Below are 26770 nucleotides of genomic sequence, written 5' to 3'. Positions count from 1 at the left end.
TCGCCGCCGCGGCGAAGCGAGTTCCTGCTTGATAGCCTGTTTATGAACAGCCGGCCCTTCTCAATGGAGCGGCCGTTGGTAGAAGAAGACCCCTTTCCCGACAGGAGGGGGGGTACTGAATGTTTACCTTCGTGAAATAATTCTTTTCTTGTCATTTACGTTCTCTTCTGATCTACATTTCGAATGCCGAGAAAAGCGAGAATCGATGCGCCCCAGGTGCCTTGCACCATATAATCTCCCCGGACAGCGAGCTTCGTCCGGCACGACTTTCATATAAACCGTAAGTCCTCACAGGGGGTCATTTCTGGTCCGCCTGACGAATCCATGCCAGGTCGTCGGGCTTCTGCTCTTTGAAATAGCAGGTAAAGGGTAAGCTCTCACAGGCACCGAATACACCTTGACCATCTGAGGATGTCATGATACAATTTACTGTTCTCTCGCGAAGTTGGCCGCCTGGATCCATGTTATTTGATTGCCTTTTTGCCGCCGATCTCTTGCGTTTGTCCCTGCTATCAGTTCTTTGGACCTTTCATTTTTTTGGGCTCTTCCTTCATCTCGTTTTCCAAAGGCAGAAGGCAGAAAATAATCGCTAACACCCTAACCCAGCGGAGCTGGATAAAATCCTCTACAGTTCCAATAAAGTCTATGGGCGCAACTCGAGCAACTCACCACATACACGCTTATGCGTAGATGTTTCAGACAGAGGATCTAAACCGCACCGTGTTGCTGTCATGGTCTGGTTATAATTTCGGAGGGAATATAAATGAAGAACAGGACTGTTTATCCCGGTCTTGCGAATGAACAGGTAAGCACGGCTCTGCTGTTGGCTGCAGGTACGGGCAGCCGTCTTTCTCCTTTGACCGACATGACGCCCAAATGCCTTGTTCCGGTCAATGAAATATCTATTCTTGAGAGGTTGATCCACTCCCTTAAGGTACATAATTTCAAGCGGCTGGTCGTAGTTGTCGGGCATCAAGCTGACTGTATTCGTAGTTTTCTTGGAACTCGGGCCGGGGGAATGGAAATTACTTATATAACCAGTACGTTATACAGAACAACCAACAATATTTATTCCTTATGGCTTGCCAGGGAGGCAATAGATGAACCGTTTCTGCTGATTGAGAGCGATCTTGTTTTCGACCCGGAAATGCTTAAGGATATGCTCTATCCTGATCGAATCGCAGTGGCCGGATTGCGGCCCTGGATGACCGGCACCACGGTGACAATCAATAGCCGCCAGGAGATCAAGGCATTTTATTGCGGCGCGCATAAAAATGATGATACCCATTACAAGACCGTCAATATTTACAGTCTTTCCACCACAACCTGGCAACTGCTCCGGGAAAGATTGGACCAGCATATTTCAAATAATATGGTGAATGGCTACTATGAGACTGTTTTCGCGGATATGGTCAACGAGGGCTGTCTCTCTTTTAAGCCGGTTTTCTTTGATATCAACCACTGGTATGAGATTGACACCATTGCTGATCTCAGAGCAGCTGAACAGGTACTCGGTCTCCATCACCGGCCACCTGTCATTGGCAGAATTAACAGGGCTCCCCGCCGTCATCCCGGCATAAAGGTGTCCGTTGCCAAAGATGTCAGCTTCGACGTTACCACTGTAATCCATTGATAAAAAATACTGAGAAATGACAAATAAAGCCTCTACCGCTCAACAGCGTTATGAATTTATTTCCAGTCAGCATGGCGGCTATTGGCGTCATGATTTCATCGATCATAACTATCTCTATAACCTCTATTTTCCGCCGGAGGATTTTTTTACCCATATTACCAGGCACATCCATCAGTTGGTATTAAGCTATCCCGTTGCCCAGAAAGACCTGGCCGGCCTGATGGGCGACCTGATCGCCCAGCCGCCGGAGCGGATTGTAGTGGGCAATGGGGCGGCAGAGCTTATCAAGATTATCGCCGGGATGGGCCGCAAATTGATTGTGCCGGTTCCGTCGTTCAATGAATACGCCAATGCGGCGCTTACTGGAAATGTAGTTGAGTTTGCCCTTGAGTCACCCTCCTTTCAGTTGGATGTGGACAAATTCGCTGCAGAGGCCATCCGTTGCAAGGCAGGTTTGGCAGTGGTGGTCACCCCGAATAATCCCACCTCGTTGCTGGTCCCGAAGGCTGAACTTATCCGTTTGTTGAAGAAACTGGCAGACCACGACTGTATGCTCATCGTTGATGAATCTTTTATTGATTTTGTCAGAAACCGCGACCAGGAAACCCTTGAAAAAGAGATTGATAATTTTTCGAACCTGGCAATTTTCAAAAGCATGAGCAAGGCCTATGGCATCTGCGGCATCCGGATCGGTTACATGCTCACCGCCAACCCTGACTTTGCGGCAAAAGTCCGGCAAGGGCTCCATATCTGGAATATTAATGGCTTTGCGGAAGAATTCCTGCGTCTTGCCCCGCAGTACCGTCAGCAGTTTATTGATAGCTGCAGCAGGGTCAAGGCTGATCGCGACCATTTTTACAAGCAACTCAAAGCGGTCCAGGGAATGACCGTCTACCAGCCTGAGGCCAATTATATTTTCTGCCGTCTGCCCGATCATGCCGCATCCGGTCCGGAAGTAACCGAAAAGCTGTTTGTTAAGCATAATATCTACATAAAACACTGTCAGGGCAAGACAATGCCGGAATCCGACCGTTATCTCCGCATAGCCAGCCGCACCCAGCCTGAAAACCTGGGCCTGGCTGAAGCATTACGCGACGTTATTGGTCCGGAGAGGGAATAATGGCAGCCCCACATTCATCAGATTCGCCCGCTTCCATACTCTCTTTTGCCAAAGACCTGCCTAACATATGTTCTCTGGCAGGGCTTCTATGCGCGGTTGTCGCTATTTATTATGCGCTCCTGGGCATCTTCCCAGCCGCAATGATCGGCCTGATCTGGGCGGTATTCTTTGACTGGAGTGATGGCCTTATCGCCCGGCGCCTGAAAGGGCGGAACGATAAACAGCGGGAGTTCGGGGGACAGCTCGATTCCCTGATCGACATTGTCAGCTTCAGCATTTGCCCGGCCATTGTCCTGTTAAGCTACGGACATTTCAGTCCCTGGTTCCTGCCCGGAGCCTTTATTATCGTAGCGACCGGGGTACTCCGGCTCAGCTATTTCAATGTCTTCGGCCTGGTTGACGGGTCGACCTACATGGGACTGGCGCTGGACAATAACATCATCATCCTGGTCTTTGCTTTTCTGTTTAATGGATTAATCAGCCACACTGCTTTTTCTATTTTTATCTATATCCTGCTTATGCTGCTGGCCGCTTTGAATGTAGCCCCGATTAAAACCCCCAAGTTTGCCGGTCGATGGTATTACGCCCTCATCGCCTATACGGTGACCTTGTCCGCAATATTTGGCTGGCAGTGGTATAGCTTTTAAAGATTACTGGCACCCAAACCAGGTTAAAGCCCTGTAAGATATTCAGCACCCCATCTTCGCACGATCAGGCCGGCTCACATAGGCATACTATGGATTCGCCGGCCTGCTTGCACGAATCCGTGGCCCTGGTAAACGCTTACCGGCCGCTGGGTTCCGTAAATCTGTAGCCCCTGGTGAACGGTTACGGGTCTTACAGGGTGTATAAGCCTTAACCTGTTAATATTGCATTATTTTGCTGGATTGAAACAAGCACTGAGGGAAAACTCCTGACTGTCATCCGTCCACTGCCTACTGTCCTCTGTCCTCTGTTTTCTGTCCGCTGAAGTGTGCTCGAATATTGCCGGTGATCAATTGGAGTTCATCCAGCCGGAGCCGGTGCAGAATTACGCCGTAGACCCCGGCCCCGCCGATGACCAGGAGGAGTAGCGCTGCCCCCTGCGTGAGAATCCCGCCGTCCAGCCAGCCGGCCAGACCCTTGCCCATGAAGAAGAGAAACCCGGCCATGACCGCGGCGGCGAGCAGCACCTTGCCCAGGCCGGTGAGGAGATAGGTCAGGGAGTAGCCCCCCACCTTCCGGTGGAGAACAATGCTCAAAAAGAGGAAGTTGATGGTCATGGCACAGGAGGTGGAAAGGGCGATGGCCTGGTGTTGGAAGCGGTCAATGGTCAGGAGGATGACGACGATGTTGGCCCCCACCGCGATAAAGCTGCCGATCACCGGGTATCTGGTGTCGTTCAAGGCATAGAAGACCGGGACCATGATCTTGACCGAGGCGTAGGCGAACAGGCCCACCGCATAGAGGGCCAGGGCCTGGGCGGTCCTGGTCGTGTCAAGGGCGGTGAAGGCCCCGTGCTGGTAGATGAGCCGGATGATCGGTTCGGCCAGCATGATCAGGCCCACGGTGGCCGGGATGGTCAGGCAGAAGGCCAGGGTCAGGGCCGAAACATAGGTGGCCTTGAGGCTTGTCATGTCGCGGAGCGCGGCATGGCGCGAGATCACCGGCAGGGTGGCGATGGAAATGGCCACCCCGAACACCCCGATGGGGAATTGAACAAAGCGGAAGGCATAGTTGAGCCAGGAGACGCTGCCCTGGACGCAGGATGCGGCAAAGTTGGTATTGACAAAGATGTTGATCTGGGTGGCGGAAAGGCCGATGACCGCCGGTACCATCAGCAGGAGGATCCGCCTGAGTCCGGGATCGGCCAGGTTGAGCCGGGGGGTAAAGGTGAAGCCGGTGCGGCGCAGGGCGGGCAGCTGGAGGGTGAACTGGAGCAGGCCGCCGATCAGGGTGCCGATGGCCATGCCGACGATGGCCGGCTGCCCGAATCTGGGCAGGAGCAGGGCCAGGCCGACGCCGCCGATAATCGAGCCCAGGTTGAAGAAGCTGGAGGCCATCGCCGGGATGAAAAATTTGCCCTTGGTGTTGAGGATGCCCATCACCACGGCGGACAGCGAGATAAAGATCAGAAAGGGGAACATGATCACGGTGAGCCGCGCGGTCAGCTCCATCTTGTCGGCCACCAGGGCGAAGTCCGGGGCCAGGAGCATCAGGATATGGTCGGTGAAAAAGATGCCGATCAGGGTGATGATGCTCAGGGCAATGGCAAAGAAGACCAGGACGTTGCTGGCCAGCAGCCAGGTTTTTCTGCTCCCCTTGTTGGTGTCATAGTCGGTAAATACGGTGATAAAGGCGGCGGAGAGCGCCCCTTCGCCGAACAGGTCCCTGAGCAGGTTGGGAATCCGGAAGGCCACCACAAAGGCGTCATAGGCAAGCCCGGCCCCGAACAGACCGGCAAACACCTGTTCCCGGATCAACCCCAGGACCCGGCTGCACATCACCGCGATACTGACGGTGGAGGCGGCCCGGGCGATCCTGCCGGTATCAACGGACGGTTTATTCATGGGAATAGAAGAAGGGGAGGGGCGCTGCAACCGGGAGCGTGCGTCCGCTGGCAGGGGGTGCTGTTGCGATATCTCGGACCATTTGTTTCATTAAGCCAGGAACATACCAGGCAGGGTAAAAGATGACAATGTTTCTTGCTTGACTTTGCCCGGGGCTTCTGCAAATATGCATTATTTTGTCCACTTAACCCACTTGCCCGGCCGGCGTTGAGCGGCCGCGGGCGACGATGGATGAGTCGGTTGTCATATCTGCCCTGAACGCGGTTTGCTGTTCCGGGTTAATCCTGACAATGAACCCCCTTCGGGCGATGGTCCGGCAGGGGCATGAGCTGTGGAGGCGACATGCACGATAGTAGCTTGATAAGAAACGTTGTGATCCTGGGGCATGGTAACTGCGGAAAAACCTCGACCGCCGAGGCCATGCTTTTTGCCGCGGGCAAGACCAGCCGGCAGGGCAGGGTGGATGAGGGCTCGTCGGTCATGGATTTTGAGCCGGAAGAGGTCAGGCGGGGAATCTCGATCAACGCTTCCGCCCACCAGTATGCCTGGAAAAAGCACCAGGTCTTTTTGATCGACACCCCGGGTGATGACAACTTTGTCAATGAAGCAAAATTCGCGGCCCGGGTTGCCGACTGCGCCCTGTTCATAATCGGCGCCGCGGTGGGGGTGAAAAACCAGACCGAAAAATTTGCCTCTTTCATTGAGGCGCGCAACCTGCCCTCAATTATCTTTATCAATAAGATGGACCGGGAACGGGCCGATTTTGAAAAGGTTATCAAGGAAATCAAAAGTTCACTGCCGTTGAACCCGGTGGTTCTCTATCTGCCCATCGGCGCGGAGGCTGGTTTCAAGGGCGCGGTGGATGTCGTTCGCCGCAAGGCCTATCTCTTTGAGGAGGGCAGCGGCAAGGTTGTTGAAACCGAGGTCCCGGCCGAGTTGGCCGACGAACTGGAGGTGGCCCGGGAGTCCCTGATGGAGCAGGTGGCTGAGACCGACGACGACCTGATCGAGAAATTTCTCGAAGAGGGTGAACTCACCGAAGCGGATACCTTTGCCGGCCTGAAGGCCGCGGTTGCCGCCGGGTCGCTGTCTCCGGTCTGCGTCGGCGTGGCCGTTGCCAACAAGGGCACTGCGCTGCTTCTCGATATGATCAACGATCTCCTGCCCGCCCCTTCCGAACGGCCGGCCATGGTCGGCATTGATCCGGTGACCGGTGAGCTGATCGAGCGCAAACCCCTGGCCGACGAACCCTTCTCAGCCCTGGTGTTCAAGACCATGGCCGATCCCTATGCCGGCCGGCTGACCATCTTCAAGGTGATATCCGGCACCCTGTCCGGAGACAGTTTTTATAACAGCTCCAGGGAGACGGCCGAGCGTTTCGGCCAGCTTTTCATCCAGGAAGGCAAGGGCCAGCAGCCGGTTGACAGCGTCGGCCCGGGGATGATCGCGGTGGTGGCCAAGCTCAAGGAGACCGTGACCGGCGATACCCTCTGTGATGAGAACGCGCCCATTGTCTATGACCGGCTCGAGCCGATGGAGCCGGTTATCTCCTACGCGGTATCCGGCAAAAAGGGGGACGAGGAGAAGCTGTTCGCCTCAATTACCAAGATGCTGGACGAAGACCTGACCCTGCGCCTCACCCGCCAGGCCCAGACCAAGGAGATCCTGATCTCCGGGGTCGGCCAGGTCCATCTCGAGGTGGTGGGCGAGAAGATCAAGCGCAAGTTCGGGGTGGAGATGGAGCTTCATCTGCCCAAGGTGCCCTATAAGGAGACCCTGAAGGGCAAGGCCCGGGTCCAGGGCAAGCATAAGAAGCAGAGCGGCGGCCGCGGTCAGTTCGCCGACACCTGGATCGAACTTGAGCCCCTGCCCCGGGGCGGCGGCTTTGAGTTCGTTGACAAGATTGTCGGCGGCGCGATTCCCAGGCAGTATATCCCGGCAGTGGAAAAAGGTATCCAGGAGGCCATGCTCGGCGGGGTGATCGCCGGATATCCGGTGGTCGATGTCAGGATTACCTTGGTGGACGGCTCTTTCCATGCGGTGGATTCTTCGGAACTGGCATTCAAGATTGCCGGCTCCCTGGCCTTTAAAAAGGCGGTGGCCGAGGCCAGGCCGGTACTCCTGGAGCCGATAATGAATCTTTCCGTCCATGTCCCCGAGGACTGCGTCGGTGATGTGATGGGCGATTTGAACAGCCGCCGCGGCCGGGTGATGGGCATGGATTCCGGTGCCAGGCATGAGATCATCAATGCCCAGGTACCCATGGCCGAGGTGCAGAAATATGCGGCTGATCTTACCTCCATGACCGGCGGCCGCGGTTCCTTCAGCGTCAGTTTCTCCCATTACGAGGAGGTGCCGGCCCCGCTGGCCGAGAAGATCATCGAGGCTGCCAAGGAAACCAGATAAGCCTCTGGAGAATAATCCGGATGAATGTAACTGAAAAAACCCCGCGGCAAGGTTTATGCTGCGGGGTTTTGACTGTGAGCGACAAGGGGTCCCAGGGCAAGCGGCGGGACAGCAGCGGCCCGGCCATCGTCGAGATGCTGGAAGCCACGGGCCTGGCGGTGATTGCCACCGCCATTGTCCCTGACCGGGAAGAGACCATCCGGGAAACACTTGTCCAATGGGTCGATCACCTCGGTCTTGATCTGGTGGTGACCACCGGCGGCACCGGGGTGGCGGTGTCGGACGTTACCCCGGAGGCCACCCGCAAGGTATTGGACCGCGAGGTGCCCGGGATCAGCGAGGCCATGCGTGGGGCCAGCCTGCAAAAGACCCCGCATGCCATGCTTTCCCGGGGCCTGGCCGGAATCCGCAAGACCTGCCTGATCATCAATCTGCCCGGCAGTGAACGGGCGGCGCGGGAGAATCTGGCAGTGGTGCTGGCAGCCCTGCCCCATGCCCTGGCCAAGATCAGGGGCGATGAAGCGGACTGCGGCGGCTAGCAGTCTATATCAACCGCCGGGGCATCCTGCTCGTCGGTTCCGCGGACCACGATTTCCCCGATCAGGTAGGGGGTCTCGCCCAGGGCGGTGAGATGCTGCATGGCATCCTCGACAATATCCCCGTTCACGATAACCACCATCCCGATGCCCATGTTGAAGGTGCGGCACATCTCCCGGGAATTGATATTGCCCTTGTCCTGCAGGAAGGAGAAGATCGGCAATACCGGCCAACTCTCGGTGCGGATGATGGCGCGGCTGCCCTGGGGCAGGATCCGGGGAATGTTGTCCAGCAGCCCGCCGCCGGTGATGTGGACCAGGCCGCTGACCTTGTAGTTCTTGATCAGGTTGAGGATCGATTCGCTGTAGATCCGGGTCGGTCTCAACAACTCCTCGCCCAGGATGCAGCCCAGTTCTTCCACATATTGGTCCACGGTGAGGCCCAGTTCCTTGAAGCAGATCTGCCGGACCAGCGAATAGCCGTTACTGTGGATCCCGGTGGAGGCCAGGCCGATGATCCGGTCGCCGACCTTGATCTCAGAGCCGTCGATGATCTTGTCCCGCTCGGCGATCCCCACCACGAACCCGGCGATATCATAGTCGCCCGTTGCGTAGAGCCCGGGCATTTCCGCGGTTTCGCCGCCGATGAGCGAACATCTGGCAATCTCGCAGCCCTTGGCCACCCCGGTGACGATATCCGTGCCGATCCCTGTTTCCAGGGTGCCCATGGCCAGGTAATCGAGGAAGAAGAGAGGGCGGGCCCCGCCCACGGCAATATCGTTGACGCACATCGCCACCAGGTCGATGCCGATGGTGTCATGCTTGTTGCAGAGTTTGGCGATGTTCAGCTTGGTGCCCACACCGTCGGTGGAGGAGACCAGGACAGGGTCCTCATAGTCGTTGCCAATGGCAAACAGGCCGCTGAACCCGCCGATATCGGTAAGGACTCCCCGCCGGAAGGTCCGGGCGGCGATTTTTTTAACCTGGTCGACAAACTCGTTGCCCTTATCTATATCAACACCGGCCTCGGCGTATCTTGAACTGTCCGATTCACTCATGGGTACTCACTGTATAAGGTTGTTGGTTGGCGGCCCCAAAGACGGACCACCGGCTTCTCTGCATGGCTTGATTTGAGCGGTTATTATTAATTTCCGCCCGCGGAAAAGTCAATGGAGATTGTGGCGGGCAGGCCCCGTTGTTCGGGTAGAAACCGGGGAAAGAACACATAAACACATATCTTCCGGCAACCTCCTGGATCGGCTAACGGGCAGCTTTTTCTACTTTAGGCTGAAAGCAGTCGGCCGTCACTCTTTTTTTGTAGATGAGCACGGGTGCCACCTCTCCGCGTGATCGTTGAAATCGTCTGTCACTCTTGGTAGGATGATGCGCTATGAAATTACTGCTTACCCTGATCGGTGTGGTCTTTATCCTGGAGGGGCTGCCCTATCTGACTTTTCCGGAGACGATGCGGAAATGGCTGGCCCAGCTTCTCCTGATGCGCCCGGGTCAACTTCGGGTGATGGGCTTAATGGCCGTGGCACTCGGTTTTCTTATCTGCTTTGTTGCCCTGCGAACCGGTCTGCTGCCCGGATAACGGACTGTAATCGACCTGGTGGAATCTGTTGGATTTCAGGAGTAGTTGTTTCTTCGTTTTTTGTTCGTAACTCGAATGTTCGACTGTTGGTCAATGTTTTCTGGTGGCGGCGCAACAGCAGACCGGCCCTGGCAAGGGGCGTCCAAGGCCGGATCCGCCATGGTTGGATAGCGGTATCTTCAGACAATCTGAACGATCTGGGGGGGACATGGCACAGGAGAGAAGCAACTGGAAGTCAAACGCCGGTTTCCTGCTGGCCGCCATCGGCTCGGCCATCGGACTGGGCAATGTCTGGCGGTTCAGTTATATGGCGCACCAGTACGGCGGCGGCGCCTTTCTGGTTCCCTACCTGGTGGCCCTGCTGGTGGCCGGCATGCCGATCATGATCATCGAGTATGGGCTCGGCCACCGGGAGAAAGGGTCGTCACCGCTCAGTTTTGCCAGGATTCGCGGAAGTTTCGAATGGCTCGGCTGGTGGATGCCGGTTGTCGCCATGTTCGGGATCATGCTCTACTACTCGGTGGTGATCGGCTGGTGTATCAATTACCTGTTCTATTCCTTTAACCTTGCCTGGGGCACGGACACCCAGGCCTTTTTCTTCAACCAGTTCCTCCAGTTGAGCGATTCCGCCGCCGAGCTTGGCGGGGTCAGGGTGCCGATTGTTGCCGCGACCCTGCTGGTCTGGGTTCTCTGCTGGATCATCTGTTTCCGCGACATCCGTCACGGGATTGAACGGGCAAGTGTCGTGTTCATGCCGATACTTTTCGTCCTGACCATCATCCTGGTGGGGTGGAGCGTCTCCCTTGAAGGCGCCGGGGATGCCATCCGCAACCATTATCTGCATGCCGACTGGGCCAAGATAAATCTTTTTTCTTCCGACCCGGCGATGCGGAGCGAGGCCGGCAAGGTCTGGGCCGCGGCCTTTGGCCAGATATTTTTCACCCTGTCCCTGGGCTTCGGCATCATGATCACCTATGCCAGCTACCTGCCCAGGAAAACGGATATCGGCAAGAATGCCCTGATCACCTGCGTTGTCAACTGTCTCTATTCCTTTGTCGCCGGTTTTGCCGTGTTCGGGGTGGTCGGTTTCATGGCCCAGAGCCAGGGGGTGCCGTTTGAGGAGGCGATCAAGGGCGGGCCGCAGCTCGCCTTTGTGGTCTATCCCAAGGCCATCTCCTTGCTGCCCGGCATGAACGTCCTGTTCGGTATTATCTTCTTCCTGATGCTGGTGATCGCCGGCCTGACCTCGGGGATATCGCTGATCGAGGCCTTCAGCTGCGCTGTAACCGACAAGTTCGACTGGCCGCGCGGCCGGGTGGTGACCGTTGTCTGTGCGGCCGGTTTTGTCGGCAGCCTTATTTTTACCACCCAGGGCGGTCTGTATTTGCTCGATATTGCCGACCACTTCATTACCAACTACGGCCTGGTCATGGGCGGCCTGCTCGAATGTCTGATCATCGGCTGGGTCTTGAAGGCCAGGGTGTTGCGCGAGCATGTCAGCCGGCTGGGCACCCGGATCCCGGGTCTCTGGGATATCCTGGTGAAATTCGTGACCCCGGCTGTCCTTGTCTACCTGTTGTACCTGTCGCTCACCGGCGATCTCAAGGAAAACTACAGCGGCTATCCCACCGACCAGCTCATCATGTACGGCGGCGGCTGGCTGCTGGCCTGCCTGGTAGCGGCCCTGGCCCTGACCTTTGTGCCCTGGAAGCCGGGCAAGCGCAGGCGCCGCCACAAACCGGAGGAAGATGAGTTGCTGATTTAATGTACTCCTGAACCTCTACAGCCCAGGTATTTTTTGTCCGCTTCAATCGATTCTCCAGCAATGAAGAGATCGCCTGCCGCCGCCCGTGTCATGATCGTGGCCGGCGAGGCATCCGGCGACCAGCACGGCGCCATCCTGGCCCGGGAACTGCGCGATCTGGCCCCGGATTGTGCTCTCTCCGGCATGGGCGGCCGGGAGATGGCCGGGGCCGGGGTGGATATCCTGGTCGATATCAATGACCTGGCGGTGATGGGGCTGGTGGAGGTCCTGGGCCAATTGGGGAAGATCCGCCGGGCGATGCGGGTCTTGGAGCAACGGCTGCGGCAACAGCCGCCGGCGCTTCTCGTCCTTATCGACTATCCGGGTTTCAACCTGATACTGGCCAGAAAGGCCCATAAACTGAATATCCCGGTGCTCTACTATATCAGCCCCAAGGTCTGGGCCTGGCGGCAGGGGCGGATTAAAAAAATCAAAAAATACGTGGACCGGATGGCGGTGATCCTGCCCTTTGAGGAGGAGTATTTCCGCGGCCACGGCATGGCAGTGGACTTTGTCGGCAATCCGATGCTCGACTCGGTTGCCACCACCATGTCCGGTCCGGAGATGCGGGCGGAACTGGGGATCGGGCCGGATCGTACCGTGGTGGGACTTCTGCCCGGCAGCCGCCGCCAGGAGATCGCCCGGATGTTGCCGCTCTTTATCGCTGCCGCGGAAAGAATAGCCCCTGAACTCAACAATCCGGTTTTTCTGCTGCCCCTGGCATCCACCCTGGGCCGGGCCGATCTCGACAACCACGGCCTGGCCGGTACCCGCCTCGATATCCGGGTCAGCACCGAGGCCCGCTACGACCTGATGGCGGTCTGCGCCGCGGTCCTGGCCGCCTCGGGCACCGTGGCCCTGGAACTGGCCATCCTCAATGTCCCGATGGTGGTCAGCTACCGGGTCTCCCCCTTGACCTATCATCTCGCCCGCCACTTCATCAAGGTCAGGTACGCCTCCCTGGTCAACCTCATCGCCGGCCGGGAGGTGGTGCCGGAGTTATTACAGAACGACGCTACCCCGGAAAAACTGGCCGCCGCCATAACACCCCTGCTCCTGGATGAAACAGCGCACCGGAAGATGGCCGCGGAACTGGCCGGGGTCCGGCAACAGCTGGGCGGTCCCGGGGCCTCGCGCCGCTGCGCCCGGCTTATCCTGGAGATGACAGGAGGGTAGGGCATGGACCAGGAGATATTCGAGCTTCCCATTGACGGGACCCTGGATCTGCATACCTTCTTGCCCCGCGAGGTAAAGGACCTGGTGCCTGACTATCTCGAAGAGTGCCGGGCCCGGGATATCTATCAGGTGCGGATCATCCACGGCAAGGGCACCGGCACCTTGCGCCGCACCGTACACGCCATCCTCGACCGGCTGCCCATGGTCCGCTCCTACCGGCTGGCCGGCGGGGACGGCGGCAGCTGGGGCGCGACCCTGGTCGAGTTGCGGCCGGCTGACCAGCAGCGATAATCCGTAACTAACCAGCCTTACCTGCTTCAGTTGCTTGATAAAGCAACTTTCTTTTCTGTAAATTCTCGTCAGCCGGTTACCTGGTTTCAGCTGCCGGTTCCTGTCACCCTGGCGAAAATCCGATCACGGTCAGGTCGTCCCGCCGTTGTTCCTCCCCGGTAAAGGTCGCAAGGGCCTGCCGGATCAACTCCTGCTGCCGGTCAAATGGCAACTGGTGAATCTCAAGCAACAGTTCCGTTAATCGCGTCCGGCCGAACGGGAGCCCCTTGTCTCCGCCCACCTGGTCGGTGATGCCGTCGGTCCACAGGTAAAAGGCAATATCTTGCTCCAGGGGGATTTGATGCTCAGTGAAATCATGGTCCGGGTTCGATTTCCGGTAGCCCAGGCTCTGCCGGTCCCCTGTCACGGTCACTGCTTTACGGTTGTGAATATAGTGCAGGGAAAGCCGGGCCCCGGCAAAGGTCAGGGTGGAGCCGGTCCGGTCAAGGAGACATACCGCCGCCTCCAGGCCGTCATCCGATGACGGCTGGTCCGAGTCCTGATGCAGGGCCGAGCGCACGGACTGATTCAGATATTTGAGAATCACGGCCGGAGAAGAGATCTTTGCGCTGCGGATCGCATGGTGCAGCTTGCCCGAGACCAGCATCGTCATGAAGGCCCCCGGCACCCCGTGGCCGGTACAATCGAACAGGGAGATGATAAGATTGCCGTTCTCCAGGGGATAGACATGGTAGATATCCCCGCCAATGACATCCCGGGGTTCCCAGATGAAAAAACTGCGGGCCAGGCGCTGTTCGACCATCTTCCGGTCGGAGAGCAGGGAGCGCTGGATCGTCCGGGCGTAGCGGATGGAGTCCATAATCTGGCGGTTGGCCTCCTGCACCTCCTGCAGCGACTGGTTGAGCATCTCGTTTTTTGCCTTGAGTTCGCGCAGGTCGATCCCAACAATGACCACGCCCACCTTTTTGCCCTGAAAATTGTGCAGAATGGAACTGCGGAAATCATGCGGGATCTCCCGGCCGTTGCGGGCGATCAGGGTCAACTCCGTCTGTTTCTGGGGATTCCAGGAGAAGAACTGATAGGTGATCGAGTCGCTGGCGCAGAGGCCCGGGTCAAAGAACCACTGGCAAAGGGAAAGGCTTGCGCCGGAAAAAAGCAGATCCGGGTTGGCGCCGGTCAGTTCCGTGACGGTGCGGCCCAGGAGATCGGTCAGTTTCTTGTTCACCCGCTGGATCCTGCCGTCGGTCCCCAGAACGATCAGGACCTCGTCCATCATGTCCAGCACCAGGCTGGTGAACTCGTTGGCCCGGGCCAGTCCGGTCTCTTTTGCCTGGAGGGCGGCCTTGTCGTTCATCACCTCCTGCAGCATGGCATCCGAACGGAGATAGCCGTCCCGGACCAGGGCTTCCTGCTCCGCGGCTGCCAGCCGCAGGCTCTCAAGCTCCGCTTCCAGGGCCTCCAGTTGCCGCTGGCGCCTTTCCTCCACCGTTTCCGCCATCTTCTTCTGGTTCAACAGGTCAAAAGTTCTTCGGTTATCAGGGCCAGGACCAGGGGCAGGGCCGCCCGGACCGGACCGCTGAGGCGGTTGTCCGCCGGCCGCGCCTCCTTGATCCGCGCGGCCAGGATAACGATCTCCGGCAGGGTCTGTCCGGCCAGGGCAATGGGGAGTACGCGGAGCAGAAAATTCACCCCCAGGGCGTGCTCGCTGTAGACCGGGTAATGGAGAGCCATCTCCGCGGCATTCAGACGAAGGACCACACCGACCTTGCCGGAGCCCCGCAGGGCATCGACTACAATTACCTTGTCACATTGTTCAAAGCAGCTCAGAGCCCCGAGCCCGAGCAGGCCGGCATCAAAGATCTTCACCCCGGGCAGCGGGTCCAGCCGGGCCAGTTCCTCAAAGACATGGATCCCGAAGCCGTCGTCCCCGGCCCAGAGATTGCCGAAACAGACGATATGGATCACAACCGCTTCCCTCCTCCGGCCCGTAACCGATCGCGGGAATAGGCGACGACCGGCCGGTTGTTGCCTATTGTTTTGATTACCGCGTGGGCCCCAGGCCAAAGGAGAGCTTTCTGCCGGTATCGAGGAAATGGACGCAGCAGACCAGGCAGGCATCGTGGGAACGGATGATATGTTCTATTTCCACCGGGTTTTCCAGGTCCGCGATCTCGGTGTTGATCAGGGTGGTCTCCCAGTGGCCGGGCCGGTCCAGGTTATCACGGGGTGATGCGTTCCAGGTGGTCGGCGAGATGATCTGATAGCCGGTGATCCGGTTGTCGGCAAAGCTCACCCAGTGGCCGAGTCCGCCCCGGGCCGCCTGGATCAGGCCCCGGCCCGATCCGCTGTAAACCGTTTTTGGGCTCAGGTAAAACGGCTGTTCAAAGTCCGGTCCCAGCATGGTGCGGACGATCTCCCGCATATGATTGAGGGTGAGCAGCGGCCGGTGCAGCCGGGCCAGTTCCCGCAGCCAGACCGTGGCGCCTTGCTCCCGGAAAAACGAGGACATCAAGGGATCGCCGGCAACCACCAGTTCGGCCAGGGCCCCCATCTCAACCACCTGACCGTCGTAGCGAGGGGCCTTGGCCCAACTGTACCGTTTCGAGTTGGGAGCGAACTCCGGGATGGTCCGGTTGCCCGCCGGGGGGCCGGAGCCGCTCTGCCGGGCAAACCAGGAATACTCGATATGTTCCTTGATTTTTTCCTCGACAAACTCTTCCACCCGGCCGTTAATACCGTTGACAAAACCGGCCCGCCGCCGGCAAGGCCTTTTCCGGAAAGGGGGTTGCCATTCCTCGGGCTCGAACCAGGCGCCATAGCTCAACAACCGGTCGTTGCCCCGCCCCAGCCCGGCCAGGCCTGCTTCCCGGCCGAAGCGGAGAAACAGGCCGGCCGCACTGTCCCGGTGGGCCTGTTTCTCATCGAGCCAGGCATGAAAATCATCCCGGGTGCGCAGGGCCAGCCAGCGTTCGCTGGAACAGCCGATGATCGAATCCTCGTACCAGCGGAGATAGCTGTCCAGAATGGTCTGCACCCGGATCAACTCCTTGCGGCTCCGCACCGTGGTCACCCCGCCGGGAATCATATATGAGGAGTGGGGCCACTGGCCGCCGAACAGGGCGACAATTTCCAGCAACTGCTTGGTATGGCGGATGGTTTCAGCGTAGATCCTTCCCTTGAAAACCTGGAATGCCTCCTCTATCCGGGGGTAGAGGGGATGGTGGCGGTACCTGCGGTTGCAGAAGTCAATGGCAAACATCAGAAAGGAGTGGCGGGCATCGCTCTGGACCTCCTCGGCCATGAGGCAGAGGTTGCGCACCCGGGTGCCGTTGGGTCCGATCGGGCATTGCCAGGCGGTCTCAATGGCGGTTACCGCGGCGTATAAATGGGCGGTGCTGCAGATGCCGCAGACCCGCGGGGTTATCACCAGGCCGTCACGGGCATGGCGGCCGATCAGAATCTGCTCGAACCCCCGGTACATCCGGCCCACGGCCCGGGCGTCAACGATCCGGTTGCCCTCCACCACCAGTTTCAGCTCCAGATCACCCTCAACCCGGTTCAGCTCAACGGTCAGGTTTTTTTTATTATCCGCCATGGGTTCCGATCCTTGAATCCTAAAGTCCGGTGGTCCGGTCTTTCAGACGCTGGGGGGCCGCTGCCTTGGCCAGCCCCTTGTAGGCCATGTAATTGGGCCGCTCCACCCCGGTCGGCAGTTCCACCGGCACATCGCCGATCTTGTCGGTCTTGAAGAAGTCCTTGTTTTTCGGAAAGGAGGGTGAGGTGCAGCCAAAGCAGGGCACCCCGGCCCGGGGCTTGCTTTTCTGGTTGTTCCACAGGGAGGAGTTGCAGGAACCGCTGGTCTTCGGCCCCTGGCAGCCCAGGTTGAAAAAAAGGCAGCCCCGGCCGCCGAAGTCGGTCTCCTCCATGTCGTACTCATGGTATTCGTTACGGGTGCAGCCCTGGTGGACCATGGTGTTGTAGCTCTCTTGCGGACGATTCCACTCGTCCAGGACCATTGCCGTGCCCTGGATGAGCAGGTTGATAATCGATTGGGCCATGTTCAGGGGGTGGGCCGGACAACCGGCAACATTGATCACCGGCAGCCCGCCCCGGGACAGCCAGTCCGGGGCCAGCAGCCCGCCCGGCTCCTTGTTCCGCCACTGCATCCCGGTGACGTCCATGGGATTGGGCGGGGCCGCGGGAATGCCCCCGTAGGAGGCGCAGGTGCCCATGGCCAGAACAAACTTCGCCCTGGCACATAGTTCGCCGATCAGGTCACGCTTGGGCCGGCCGCCGAGGACATCCGCCAGGCCGGTGCCCTCGGGCCCGTTGACAATGGCGCCTTCAATGCAGAGGAGGTCCAGGTGCCGGTCATCCGCGAGAATGGCGTCAATGATCGTCTGTAACTGCCGGGGCCGTTCCGGTGACAGGGAGGGGTGCCAGAGCAGGGTGATCCCCTGGTTGCCGAGCAGTTCAATAAGATTCGGGTTTTCAAGGCCCAGCAGCGACATGGAGTCCCCGCCGCAGGCCGCGGACTGGAGCCATAACAAGGAAAAATCACCCATAGCGATCACCTCTCCGGGGATAAGGGCCGGCCCTCGGCCGTGAAGAAAAGCAGGCTAAAACGTGCGTTGACTGGAGTCATACGGGTTCGTGGAACCGTGAAAATGGCAGTCGCTACAGATTTTTTTTGCACGGCTGGAAGTACAGCTGGGGGGGCCGCCGCCACCGCCGCCACTGTGGCATGAGCCGCAACTGGAGGGGGAATAGGGTGCGTCGGAGTTGCAGCCGGTGTTTTGATGGTGACTGATATAGTAATGGTCTTCCTGACAGGATGAGTTGATCTCCTTGTCATCCTGATGGCATCTGTCACAGAGATACTGCCAGTCAGTGGTGGAAAAGGCGCCGATGGAACCGGCCAGCACGCCGCCGTTTACCTCCGGCCTGATCAGAAAGGCATTGGTCGAGCCATGGGGCTCGTGGCAGTCCAGGCAGGAAAGCACCTTGCCCAGGCCCGTGGTGCCGTTGGGATAGGGATCATCACCGCACAGGCTGGTGTCGGCGTTGCCGCGGCCGTGTTTCTCGTTATCCCAGTCAATGGTACGCAGATTTCTGGCCAGGTTGTTGCTGTAGATAATGTTTGTGCTGTTATGGCAGTCGGTGCAGAAGGTATTGAAATCCGCCAGGTTGGAGCCGTCCTGGGTGGTTGAACCGTCCGGCTCATAGGCACTGGTGGAACCGAAGCGATAAGGGGCCTGGTAGCTGGCAGTGTAGTCGGACATTTTTTCACCGGCATCATCGCCCCACACATCCCAGGGACTGGAGTTGTGTTCCGCCGGCCGGGACACGGTCCAGCCCCGGGTGGCGCTACTCTTGGGCAAGGTCGAATCGCCCAGCGGATCGCCCTGGGCCGCATGGGGGTTATGGCAGGCAACGCAGGGGTTGGAATCAGCGGTATAACCCCACTTGCCGGTGATAAATGTGGAAATGTCGCCCAAATTGTGGGATGAGGAGGGCGAGGTAAAGGAAAAGGCCTCGGTTATATCAGCCAGGGTATCACTGGTCCAGCCACCGGCCCGGTAACTGTAACTGCGGTTGGTGATGCCGCCGGACTGCTCGGAGCTGAGAACAACGTGACATTTGAGACAGAAGCCGTCGGTCTGGCTGACGAAGTTGGTGTAGAACAGGGCGTATATGTCCGGCCCGCCACTGGTTGGGCTCGGTTCGGAGCCGTTGATGCTGGCATGCTGTTCATGGCAGTGGGCACAGTTGCCCCTGGTGTAGCCCAAAGCGGCGGTGCTGTTGCGGCTGACCCCGGAGGTGGTATCGCCATGGGCGGAGTTGATGTACGGGCCGGATAATGCCGGGCCGGGGAAACAGGCCGTGCCCAGGAGAACGATAATGGCCAGGAGGGCTGTTTCAAGGGAAACAGGGCCGGTCTGGCGGCTACACAGGGTGGTTCTTTTCATCACCTGGTTCTCTCTCAGTAAGTTTGCAGCTAAAAGATCACCGGCCCTATCCTGAATCCCCTCGGAGGTCCCGCCGCAGTCTTTTTGCCAGCCGTTTAATAAAACATACCTTTTTGGGCAGGATGTTTATTTCAGGGACAGTATCCGGATCAGTGTAATAACAGGAACTGACCGCCATGCCTTCCTTGATGGTAAACCCGAAGTTATGATAGCATCCTAACCCGATATTGGTAATATCAGAAGCGATTACTTTGAATTCTCCACCTCTTTGTTCAAGCCGCCAATCTCTCTGGATGATACCGATTCCAACACTGAGCAGGGCCTTGCCGGCCCCTCTTTTTCTGAATTTTTCTTTTACCTCAATCCCATGTCCCGGGGTATTGGCAAGGGACGAATGAGGATTGATTTTAGTGTCATTGACAATGGAATATAACCCCTTGTTTTCGTGCTTCAGGGTTATGAATCCCATGGGCTCCAGATTATCAAGAATACTGACGTCAAAGAAACCGCCCGGCCTGGAAAAAATTACTCGATATTCCTTGCCGTCGGCCCCATATATTGACGCTTCCCGTTTATCCCAGAGCGCTTCAATAACTTTGTCGATATTTGGCATGTGTATTCCAAGTACCGGACTTGAGAAATCAAAAAACAACCCTTGGAGATGTTAACCATATTCAAGGGGCGGCCACAACCGTCACGGCCCGCCTGCTGGCTGTTGTCATCTTTTAGTAACCGTTCACCGGGGGTACGGATTTACGGTAAACTCATGCCCGTAAGCGTTTACCAGTGGCTTAGATTCGTTCATTCGGGACTGCGAAGCATACTGGTGCTATTCGAGCAGGCCAGAATGGGCGAAGATGAGGTGCTGGTGAACGCTTACATCTTTTAAACCTTTTCCCGGTTGATTATCTCGGCAAAACCATCGGTTTCCTTACAGGGAACCAGGGTGTTGCCCGCGGGCACAAGACCATCTATCTCTGTCCCGTCTTCTCCCCGGTCGATTAAGGCCCAGCAGGCGATAGGTTCGAGAAAGCTTGTCCCTTCTTCCTCGTATCTGGCATACCATTCCGTTGCCGGGATAATCTGTATGATTTTTGTTGCCATTCAGTCCTCCTTGGATTGGCTGATATAAAGGGTGAGGTAACGGACACGGAATAGTGATAATTACTTTTTCGGTCCGCGCAAAAAAACAGGACCGCCGTGATGATCCTCCCCGGTTCCTGACGCACAAATCTCCTATAATGAATCTTGACAAGGGCTGTCAATAACAAAGTTTTAATCGTCCTTGATCCTGGTAACCTCGCATTCCAGCCGGCCGCGATGGAGCAGGATATCCAGGGCCTGACCCCTGGTCACCTGGCTAGCGGCGCGGACTACCTCGCCGCCGGGCCGGGCCCGGACAATGGCATAGCCCCGGTTCAAGACCGCGGTCGGGCCCACTGCCTCAAGCAGGGAGACCGTCTGGCCAAGCCGGTTCTCCTTACGGCTCAGCAGCACCCGGATCATTGTCCGCAGGCGATGGGAAAGTTCAGCCACCCGTTGTTTGCGGGTTGCCAGCTGGTGGACCGGTGTCTGTTTCAGGAGCCGGGCGTTGATATCCTTGAGCCGGCCCCGGCGGGCGGTCAGACCAGCGGTCAGTGCCTGGATCATGGCGGTCTGGCCATGGTCCAGGCGGAGGAGGAAGTGGGGGAGCAGGGTGCGGGGATCACCAAGGAACCGCAGCAGGGTGTGGACCCGGCTCCGGCGGTCCTGAATTATATGAGAGATCCGGGCCAGGAGACGCTGTTGTTGGGACCCGACCCGGTCGAGCAGGGCCTGCCGGTCCGGAATCACCATCTCGGCCGCGGCCGATGGGGTGGGGGCGCGGCGGTCGGCGACAAAATCGGCAATGGTGAAATCGATCTCATGGCCCACTGCGCTGACCACCGGGATCCTTGAATCATGGATTGCCCGGGCCAGGGACTCGTCGTTAAAGGGCCAGAGGTCTTCAAGGGAGCCGCCGCCGCGGCAGATGACGATCACCTCGGAGTTTTTTCGTTGATTAAGGAGAAGGATGGCCGCGCGGATCTCGGCCGCTGCCTCCTGGCCCTGGACCCGCACCGGAAAAATTTCAATGGGCAATGACGGAAACCGTTTTTCGGCCACAGTGAGGAAATCATGCACCGCGGCCCCGCTGGGCGAGGTTACCAGGGCCACCCGGGCCGGCAGCAGCGGCAGTGCTTTTTTGTTTTCCTCGGCAAAAAGTCCTTCCGCTGCCAGTTGCTGTTTGCGTTGTTCAAGGGCCATCTGCAGATCGCCGGCGCCCCGGGCTTCGACAAAATCGACAATCAGCTGGTAGTTGCCCCGGGGCTCGTATACCGAAATCCGGCCCCGGCAGATCACCTGGTCGCCGGCCCGGGGCAGGGCAACGATATACCGTTGCTGCGGCTTAAAAAGCACGGCCTGGAGCTGGGCGGTCGCATCCTTGAGGCTGAAGTAGAGGTGGCCGGAGAGCGGCCGGCTCAAGTTGGACACTTCGCCGGTCACCGTGACAAAGGGGAATCCGGTCTCAAGCATCCCCTTGATCGAGCGGGTGATCTCGGTGACTGTCAGGATTTTCGGGATGGGCAGTTCCGTCATGGACAATGTTAATACCATATCAGCAGGGAGCCGTCACTGACATTCGGTCCCCGCTCCGGCCGGCAAAACGATCAGACCGGCCGGGGCAAAACGCAGGTGCATTTTTCATTCCGGCCGGGTATATTGTCAAATTCGTTCAATACCGGTTCAAGAACCTGGAAAGCCAGGTTGTAACAGAAGATAGGAACAAAATAATGACCAAACAGCCGAGCGCCTTCAGCAAAAAAAATATCATTGGAGTGACCATCAATCCGGAAGCAAAACCAGGGCTGCTGGAAGAGTTGAACCTGCCGCCCGGGGTGGTCGCCTTTGTCCGTAATAATAAAAAACAATTACAGATCGCCGGGATCGTCCTGGCGGTCGCGGTTCTGGCCTGGGCTGTTTATGATTATTATGTTGATCAGCAGGATGAGCGGGCCGTTGCCGAACTCACGGTCGCGCTTCAGTTCACCGGCGATGAAAACCGGATTCCGGCCCTGACCCGGGTGGCTGAGCAGTATCCCCGGACCTCTTCGGCGCTCTGGAGCCGGGTGGAGCTGGCTAACATCGATTTCAAGGCCGGCAACCTTGATCGGGCGATTGCCGGGTATCAGGCCGTTCTGGCGGATCTGGACAAGGACAATCCGCTCTACCCGCTGGTGGAGTTAAGCATTGCCCAGTCCCTGGAAACAAAAGGGGACCTTGAGCAGGCCCTGGCCGCCTACCGGGCGCTCAGTGAAATGGAAGGTTTCAAGGGCCAGGGGTTCAAGGGGATGGGCCGGATCAATGAACTGCGCGGCAACCTGGGCGCGGCAAAAAAGAGCTACGAACAGTACCTGACCGCCCGGTTGCCCCTCTCCCCGGAGGAGACCTCCCTGATTACCGGCAAGCTTGCCCGGATCAAGGAGCGTATTGCCGCGACCCCTGAGGGGAAATAGTTTTCATCCCAGAGGCCTGCTTGCACGTAAGGTTTCGGTAAACCCCGTACGTTTGAGGTTGGACCGGGAAAGGGGTTTTCTTATAGCGAACGGTGTAGCGGACCCTGAGCCGCAGCCGTGACGGCAAAAGCGGAATTTGAAACAACCTCGGCATGATATGCTTATGGATTCCGAATCGCCGTTGCGGCGAAGCGAGTTCCTGCTTGATAGCCTGTTTATGAACAGCCGGCCCTTTTTAATGGAGCGGCCGTTGGTAGAAGAAGACCCCTTTCCCGACAGGAGGGGGGTTACTGAATGTTGATGAACCCGTAACAACCCGAAATGCTTCAAATGCCACCGAATAAAATCAACAAGTTACAACATGACACACGTCCGTCTCGCGGGTTGTTGCGAGACTGACAATGTTTACGCTTGCACGAATCCGGGGCACTGGTAAACGCTTACCGGCTGGTGGGTTCCGTAAATCTGTAGCCCCTGGTGAACGGTTACGAAAACAGTTATCACTTTTCCCCCTGTTATGCAGATTATCCGTGCCAGCGCTGAAATGACTGCCTGGAGCAACCAGGTCCTGGCCCGGGGCGAGCGCATCGCCCTGGTGCCGACCATGGGCTGTTTCCACCAGGGACATCTGGCCCTGATGCGGCATGCCGCGAACCAGGCCGACCAGGTGGTGGTCAGCCTGTTTGTCAACCCGATTCAGTTCGGGCCCGGCGAGGACCTGGACCGCTATCCCCGGGATATTGCCCGGGATACGGAGCTGGCCGCGGGCCAGGGGGTGGCGGTGCTTTTTACTCCGGAGGTTGCGGCCATGTATCCGGATGATTTTCAGACCCGGGTGAGCGTGGACCGGCTCAGCCGGGGGTTGTGCGGCGCTGGCCGGCCCGGTCATTTTGAGGGGGTGACCACGGTGGTTGCCAAACTGTTTCACCTGGTCAAGCCCCATCTGGCGGTGTTCGGGGAAAAGGATTTTCAGCAGCTTGCCGTGATCAGGCGGATGGTGGCTGACCTGGACTGGGACATCATTATCCTCGGTCATCCCATTGTCCGCGAGACCGATGGTCTGGCCATGAGTTCGCGCAACACCTATCTTGACCCCAGGGAACGGCAGACCGCCCTCTGTCTCTATCAATCCCTGGAATCGGCCCGGCGGCTGGTGCGACAGGGGCTGCGCAACGGGCCACGGCTCATCGCCGAGATTAAAGGGATGCTTGGTTCGGGCAACGGGGTGGAGATCGAGTACGTTAAATTGGTTGACCAGAAAAAATTAACCGAAAAAAACGCGGTGGATTCGCAGACCCGGCTGTTGATGGCCGTGCGGATCGGCCGCACCAGGTTGATCGACAACGGGTTGTTGTTTTAGGGTAAGCGCCCGGTGCTGCCGCGGAGTTCCATGCCCTGTGACCAGTTATATTTGTCGGTCTCGCAACAACCCGCTCGACGGACGTGATTCGTCTTGTAACTTGTTGATTTTATTGGGTGGCATTTGAAGCCTTTCGGGTTGTTACGAGTTCATCATATTTTAGGAGCAGAAGAGAAATGATACGTTCCATGTTAAAGGCCAAGATCCACCGGGCCACGGTAACCGAGGCTGACCTGGACTATGAGGGCAGCCTGAGCATCGATCAGACCTTGCTGGACCAGGTGGGCATTGAGTCCTTTGAGCAGGTCAAGGTCTACAATATCAACAACGGTGCCCGGTTCGACACCTATGCCATCCCGGGCGCGGCCGGCTCCGGGATCATCGGCCTGAACGGTGCCGCCGCCCGCAAGGGCGAGGTCGGCGATCTGATCATTATTGTTACCTATGCCCTGTACAGCGAGACGGAACTTGAGGATTATGGGCCCCGGGTGGTGCTGCTGGACGAGAACAACCGGATCAAGGAGTGGCTGTACCGGTAAAAAAATATTACCACAACATATCGAGGGATGAGTATGCCTGGTTTTGAGGTGTTTGGCGCGGAAGAGAAGCAGGAGATCATGGAGGTCCTGGAGACCGGGGTCCTGTTTCGGTACGAGTTTGGCGAACAGCGCCGGGGGATCTATAAGGTACGGAGTTTCGAGGAAAAATTTGCCCAATATTGCGGAGCGGGCCACGGCCAGGCGGTCACCTCCGGGACCGCGGCCCTGAAGGTGGCCCTGGTCGCGCTGGGTGTCGGCGCCGGCGACGAGGTGATCACCCAGGGCTTCACCTTTGTGGCCACCTGGGAGGCGATTCTCGATATCGGTGCGATTCCGGTGTTCACCGAGGTGGACGAGACCCTGAACATGGATCCCGCGGACCTGGAAAAGAAGATCACCGACAAGACCAGGGCCATTATTCCGGTGCACATGCTCGGCGCTGCCGCCCGGATCAAGGAGATTGTCGAGATCGCCGACCGCCACCGGATACCGGTGCTGGAGGACACGGCCCAGGCCGCCGGCGGCACGGTGGGCGGCAAATACCTGGGCACCTTTGGCAGATGCGGCACCTTTTCCTTTGACGCGGTCAAGACCATGACCACCGGCGAGGGCGGGATGATCATCACCGATGATCATGATCTGTGGCAGGCCATGTCCGAGTACCATGACCACGGCCATGACCATGTGGTCAACCCCGGCGGCCGGGGCGGCGAGGGCAGGAGCTTTATCGGCTTCAACTACCGGATGATGGAACTCCAGGGGGCCATCGGCCTGGCCCAGCTGGCCAAGCTGGACTCGATGATCGCGGCCCAGAAAAAGAACAAGGCCGCCTTGCGCGCGGCGATCTCGGTCCTGCCCGGGGTCGGTTTCCGGACCCTGGTGGACAGGGAAGGGGACACGGCCACCTTTATCGGTTTTTTCCTGCCCGACGCGGCCCGGGCCCGGGCCGTGAACAAGGTGCTGGCCGCCAATAACGCCGGCGCCGTCAGTTTCGCTGAAAACAGCTGGCATTATTATCCCGAATGGGAGCACCTGTTGAACGGTTCGACCCTGTGCAAGAACGACTGGCCCTTTAAGGATCAGGATGGCCGGCGCCGGGTGATCCATGACCCTGATTCCCTGCCGGCCTCGGCCGGGATCATCGGCCGGCTCCTGGTCTATCAGGTGCCGATCAAGTTGGGTGAGGCGCGGCTGGCCGAGATCAGCCGCGCCTTGAACAAGGCGGCCGCTGCTGTCAGATGACAGAGGACGGAAGACAGAGGACAGAGGACGGATGACAGAAGACGGAGGACGGAAGACGGAGGACAGAGGACAGGGGACAGAGTACCCTAATCATCATTCCCGCTTGCCGGGACAGGGGTTAGATAGATATCGTAGCGCATGGTCTTGCCGGTGATCACCGTGCTCACCGCGGGTGTCCCGGCCAGCGGCGGGGCGGCGAGCGGCCGTTTGACCACCACCCGGTCGGCGGCCAGGCGGAGGGCCGCGGCAAGCAGGGCAGGGGCGTCGGGATCGTCGCCCACCAGGCCGCGGATCATCCGCATCTCTTTTTTGACCAGGGCGCTTTTGCCGCGATGGGGATACATGGGATCAAGATAGATCACCTGGGGCCGGTTTTCCGCGGCGAGCCGGGGCAGCAGTTCCAGGCTGTCGCCTACTGTCAGCAGGAGCCGTTCCTGAATGAGCGCGAAAATTTTCGGGTCGGCCGCGGCCCGTTTGAGACCGTCCTTGACCAGGGCTGCCAGGATGGGCGACCGTTCGATCATCCGTACCCGGCAGCCGAGCCCGGCAAGGATGAATGCATCCCGCCCGAGACCGGCGGTGACATCGATTATTGCGGGCCGGCGGCCGCGCTTGATCCCCACGGCCCGGGCCAGGAACTGCTTGTTGCCGCCGCCGTGGCGATGACGATAGCCCAGGGGGCCGCGGATAAAATCAACAAAGAGCGGGCCTGGCGCCGATGGTCCGGTCCGGCGCAGCTCCAGCCGTTTTTTTGTCCGGACCAGCAGAAAGGCAAAGGAGAGATTCGCGACATCCGTATCCGGCAGACCCAGGCTTTGCGCGAGACCGCGGCTTTGGTCCCGCAATGATTCGGTTTCCGGGGCAACGGCAACTGATGGCGTAGCCGGTTGGGTTGGTGGAGATCTCATGGCAGACAAACGACCGAGCTTGGTCTAGGTAAACCGTGGGGTGAGCCCCACAAATAATGTCTGGCGGATCCGGACCGGATCGCTCGACAGGTGTTGAGAGAATAATC

General features: G+C 58.4%; 25 protein-coding genes. 14 read left to right on the top strand and 11 right to left on the bottom strand.

The window, feature by feature from the left end:
- Positions 1–763 precede the first annotated feature (763 nt).
- Genes L3J03_03440 through L3J03_03430 form a run of 3 tightly spaced genes read left to right on the top strand, consistent with a single transcriptional unit; the run spans position 764 to position 3400 of the window.
- Positions 764–1633, top strand: a complete 870-nt coding sequence (locus L3J03_03440) for a phosphocholine cytidylyltransferase family protein (GenBank protein MCF6290040.1) — start codon at positions 764–766, stop codon at positions 1631–1633.
- A gap of 16 nt (positions 1634–1649) precedes the next feature.
- Positions 1650–2753, top strand: coding sequence for a histidinol-phosphate aminotransferase family protein (locus L3J03_03435; protein ID MCF6290039.1), 1104 nt, complete (start codon positions 1650–1652; stop codon positions 2751–2753).
- Positions 2753–3400, top strand: coding sequence for a CDP-alcohol phosphatidyltransferase family protein (locus L3J03_03430; GenBank protein ID MCF6290038.1), 648 nt, complete (start codon positions 2753–2755; stop codon positions 3398–3400). Before L3J03_03435 ends, L3J03_03430 begins: the two co-directional genes overlap by 1 nt.
- 288 nt (positions 3401–3688) lie before the next feature.
- Here L3J03_03430 and murJ read toward each other — a convergent pair whose 3' ends face one another.
- The gene (gene murJ / locus L3J03_03425) at positions 3689–5302 is read right to left on the bottom strand and encodes a murein biosynthesis integral membrane protein MurJ (protein ID MCF6290037.1); all 1614 of its coding nucleotides are present in this window, start codon (positions 5300–5302) and stop codon (positions 3689–3691) included.
- Positions 5303–5644: 342 nt separating this feature from the next.
- On the opposite strand from murJ, the gene fusA reads away from it, so the two are divergent.
- Complete coding sequence (fusA, locus tag L3J03_03420) at positions 5645–7708, top strand: elongation factor G (GenBank protein ID MCF6290036.1); 2064 nt, start codon at positions 5645–5647, stop codon at positions 7706–7708.
- Positions 7709–7782: 74 nt separating this feature from the next.
- Positions 7783–8247: a MogA/MoaB family molybdenum cofactor biosynthesis protein gene (locus L3J03_03415; protein ID MCF6290035.1), complete on the top strand. Its 465-nt coding sequence runs from the start codon at positions 7783–7785 to the stop codon at positions 8245–8247.
- On the opposite strand, the gene purM is transcribed toward L3J03_03415, so the two are convergent.
- Complete coding sequence (gene purM, locus L3J03_03410) at positions 8244–9302, bottom strand: phosphoribosylformylglycinamidine cyclo-ligase (GenBank protein MCF6290034.1); 1059 nt, start codon at positions 9300–9302, stop codon at positions 8244–8246. The two genes, L3J03_03415 and purM, sit on opposite strands and share 4 nt — an antisense overlap.
- A gap of 332 nt (positions 9303–9634) precedes the next feature.
- Here purM and L3J03_03405 point away from each other — a divergent pair, with 332 nt between their 5' ends.
- From L3J03_03405 to L3J03_03390, 4 genes are all read left to right on the top strand, one after another.
- Entirely contained in the window at positions 9635–9838 is a 204-nt protein-coding gene (locus L3J03_03405) for a DUF2065 domain-containing protein (GenBank protein ID MCF6290033.1), read from the top strand.
- Positions 9839–10046: 208 nt separating this feature from the next.
- The gene (locus L3J03_03400; protein MCF6290032.1) at positions 10047–11603 is read left to right on the top strand and encodes a sodium-dependent transporter; all 1557 of its coding nucleotides are present in this window, start codon (positions 10047–10049) and stop codon (positions 11601–11603) included.
- A gap of 60 nt (positions 11604–11663) precedes the next feature.
- Positions 11664–12818 (top strand): lipid-A-disaccharide synthase, encoded by a 1155-nt coding sequence (lpxB, locus tag L3J03_03395; protein MCF6290031.1) that lies wholly within the window; start codon positions 11664–11666, stop codon positions 12816–12818.
- A 3-nt stretch (positions 12819–12821) separates the two neighbouring features.
- Positions 12822–13109, top strand: a complete 288-nt coding sequence (locus L3J03_03390) for a Smr/MutS family protein (GenBank protein MCF6290030.1) — start codon at positions 12822–12824, stop codon at positions 13107–13109.
- 103 nt (positions 13110–13212) lie between these two features.
- Here L3J03_03390 and L3J03_03385 read toward each other — a convergent pair whose 3' ends face one another.
- The 8 genes from L3J03_03385 to xseA form a co-directional block, all read right to left on the bottom strand.
- A complete protein-coding gene (locus L3J03_03385) occupies positions 13213–14622 on the bottom strand; it encodes a SpoIIE family protein phosphatase (GenBank protein MCF6290029.1) in 1410 nt (469 codons plus the stop codon).
- Complete coding sequence (locus L3J03_03380) at positions 14619–15074, bottom strand: hydrogenase maturation protease (GenBank protein MCF6290028.1); 456 nt, start codon at positions 15072–15074, stop codon at positions 14619–14621. Before L3J03_03380 ends, L3J03_03385 begins: the two co-directional genes overlap by 4 nt.
- A 76-nt stretch (positions 15075–15150) precedes the next feature.
- On the bottom strand, positions 15151–16704 hold the full coding sequence (locus L3J03_03375) for a nickel-dependent hydrogenase large subunit (protein ID MCF6290027.1): 1554 nt from the start codon (positions 16702–16704) through the stop codon (positions 15151–15153).
- 19 nt (positions 16705–16723) lie between these two features.
- Positions 16724–17674, bottom strand: a complete 951-nt coding sequence (locus L3J03_03370) for an NADH:ubiquinone oxidoreductase (GenBank protein ID MCF6290026.1) — start codon at positions 17672–17674, stop codon at positions 16724–16726.
- A 54-nt stretch (positions 17675–17728) separates the two neighbouring features.
- Positions 17729–19078, bottom strand: coding sequence for a cytochrome c3 family protein (locus tag L3J03_03365; GenBank protein ID MCF6290025.1), 1350 nt, complete (start codon positions 19076–19078; stop codon positions 17729–17731).
- 46 nt (positions 19079–19124) lie between these two features.
- Positions 19125–19691, bottom strand: a complete 567-nt coding sequence (locus L3J03_03360; GenBank protein ID MCF6290024.1) for a GNAT family N-acetyltransferase — start codon at positions 19689–19691, stop codon at positions 19125–19127.
- 272 nt (positions 19692–19963) lie between these two features.
- A complete protein-coding gene (locus tag L3J03_03355; protein MCF6290023.1) occupies positions 19964–20182 on the bottom strand; it encodes a hypothetical protein in 219 nt (72 codons plus the stop codon).
- 171 nt (positions 20183–20353) lie between these two features.
- Complete coding sequence (xseA, locus tag L3J03_03350; protein ID MCF6290022.1) at positions 20354–21697, bottom strand: exodeoxyribonuclease VII large subunit; 1344 nt, start codon at positions 21695–21697, stop codon at positions 20354–20356.
- 194 nt (positions 21698–21891) lie between these two features.
- Between xseA and L3J03_03345 the strand changes: the two genes are divergently transcribed.
- From L3J03_03345 to L3J03_03325, 5 genes are all read left to right on the top strand, one after another.
- Positions 21892–22614, top strand: a complete 723-nt coding sequence (locus L3J03_03345) for a tetratricopeptide repeat protein (GenBank protein MCF6290021.1) — start codon at positions 21892–21894, stop codon at positions 22612–22614.
- Positions 22615–22777: 163 nt separating this feature from the next.
- Positions 22778–22915 carry a hypothetical protein gene (locus L3J03_03340; GenBank protein MCF6290020.1) on the top strand — a complete coding sequence of 46 codons (138 nt, stop codon included), beginning with the start codon at positions 22778–22780 and terminating at the stop codon, positions 22913–22915.
- A gap of 216 nt (positions 22916–23131) precedes the next feature.
- On the top strand, positions 23132–23974 hold the full coding sequence (gene panC, locus L3J03_03335) for a pantoate--beta-alanine ligase (protein MCF6290019.1): 843 nt from the start codon (positions 23132–23134) through the stop codon (positions 23972–23974).
- 176 nt (positions 23975–24150) lie between these two features.
- Entirely contained in the window at positions 24151–24513 is a 363-nt protein-coding gene (locus L3J03_03330) for an aspartate 1-decarboxylase (GenBank protein ID MCF6290018.1), read from the top strand.
- A gap of 33 nt (positions 24514–24546) precedes the next feature.
- Positions 24547–25755 (top strand): DegT/DnrJ/EryC1/StrS family aminotransferase, encoded by a 1209-nt coding sequence (locus tag L3J03_03325; GenBank protein MCF6290017.1) that lies wholly within the window; start codon positions 24547–24549, stop codon positions 25753–25755.
- A gap of 86 nt (positions 25756–25841) precedes the next feature.
- Here the strand turns inward: L3J03_03325 and L3J03_03320 are convergent, their stop codons facing one another.
- Positions 25842–26600 carry a class I SAM-dependent methyltransferase gene (locus L3J03_03320; GenBank protein ID MCF6290016.1) on the bottom strand — a complete coding sequence of 253 codons (759 nt, stop codon included), beginning with the start codon at positions 26598–26600 and terminating at the stop codon, positions 25842–25844.
- Between the last annotated feature and the right edge of the window lie 170 nt (positions 26601–26770).

It is taken from the genome of Desulfobacterales bacterium, assembly GCA_021647905.1.
Lineage (GTDB): Bacteria > Desulfobacterota > Desulfobulbia > Desulfobulbales > BM004 > JAKITW01.
Note: the sequence above shows the minus strand (reverse complement) of the source record. Positions and strands in the feature narration are given on the sequence as shown.

What these genes read in the sequence shown, in the direction of transcription:
- L3J03_03440 (MCF6290040.1), top strand. Translation starts at nt 764, where the DNA reads ATGAAGAACAGGACTGTTTATCCCGGTCTTGCGAATGAACAGGTAAGC.
- L3J03_03435 (MCF6290039.1), top strand. Translation starts at nt 1,650, where the DNA reads ATGACAAATAAAGCCTCTACCGCTCAACAGCGTTATGAATTTATTTCC.
- L3J03_03430 (MCF6290038.1), top strand. Translation starts at nt 2,753, where the DNA reads ATGGCAGCCCCACATTCATCAGATTCGCCCGCTTCCATACTCTCTTTT.
- murJ (MCF6290037.1), bottom strand. Translation starts at nt 5,302, where the DNA reads ATGAATAAACCGTCCGTTGATACCGGCAGGATCGCCCGGGCCGCCTCC.
- fusA (MCF6290036.1), top strand. Translation starts at nt 5,645, where the DNA reads ATGCACGATAGTAGCTTGATAAGAAACGTTGTGATCCTGGGGCATGGT.
- purM (MCF6290034.1), bottom strand. Translation starts at nt 9,302, where the DNA reads ATGAGTGAATCGGACAGTTCAAGATACGCCGAGGCCGGTGTTGATATA.
- L3J03_03405 (MCF6290033.1), top strand. Translation starts at nt 9,635, where the DNA reads ATGAAATTACTGCTTACCCTGATCGGTGTGGTCTTTATCCTGGAGGGG.
- L3J03_03400 (MCF6290032.1), top strand. Translation starts at nt 10,047, where the DNA reads ATGGCACAGGAGAGAAGCAACTGGAAGTCAAACGCCGGTTTCCTGCTG.
- lpxB (MCF6290031.1), top strand. Translation starts at nt 11,664, where the DNA reads ATGAAGAGATCGCCTGCCGCCGCCCGTGTCATGATCGTGGCCGGCGAG.
- L3J03_03390 (MCF6290030.1), top strand. Translation starts at nt 12,822, where the DNA reads ATGGACCAGGAGATATTCGAGCTTCCCATTGACGGGACCCTGGATCTG.
- L3J03_03375 (MCF6290027.1), bottom strand. Translation starts at nt 16,704, where the DNA reads ATGGCGGATAATAAAAAAAACCTGACCGTTGAGCTGAACCGGGTTGAG.
- L3J03_03370 (MCF6290026.1), bottom strand. Translation starts at nt 17,674, where the DNA reads ATGGGTGATTTTTCCTTGTTATGGCTCCAGTCCGCGGCCTGCGGCGGG.
- L3J03_03365 (MCF6290025.1), bottom strand. Translation starts at nt 19,078, where the DNA reads ATGAAAAGAACCACCCTGTGTAGCCGCCAGACCGGCCCTGTTTCCCTT.
- L3J03_03360 (MCF6290024.1), bottom strand. Translation starts at nt 19,691, where the DNA reads ATGCCAAATATCGACAAAGTTATTGAAGCGCTCTGGGATAAACGGGAA.
- L3J03_03355 (MCF6290023.1), bottom strand. Translation starts at nt 20,182, where the DNA reads ATGGCAACAAAAATCATACAGATTATCCCGGCAACGGAATGGTATGCC.
- xseA (MCF6290022.1), bottom strand. Translation starts at nt 21,697, where the DNA reads ATGACGGAACTGCCCATCCCGAAAATCCTGACAGTCACCGAGATCACC.
- L3J03_03345 (MCF6290021.1), top strand. Translation starts at nt 21,892, where the DNA reads ATGACCAAACAGCCGAGCGCCTTCAGCAAAAAAAATATCATTGGAGTG.
- L3J03_03340 (MCF6290020.1), top strand. Translation starts at nt 22,778, where the DNA reads ATGGATTCCGAATCGCCGTTGCGGCGAAGCGAGTTCCTGCTTGATAGC.
- panC (MCF6290019.1), top strand. Translation starts at nt 23,132, where the DNA reads ATGCAGATTATCCGTGCCAGCGCTGAAATGACTGCCTGGAGCAACCAG.
- L3J03_03330 (MCF6290018.1), top strand. Translation starts at nt 24,151, where the DNA reads ATGATACGTTCCATGTTAAAGGCCAAGATCCACCGGGCCACGGTAACC.
- L3J03_03325 (MCF6290017.1), top strand. Translation starts at nt 24,547, where the DNA reads ATGCCTGGTTTTGAGGTGTTTGGCGCGGAAGAGAAGCAGGAGATCATG.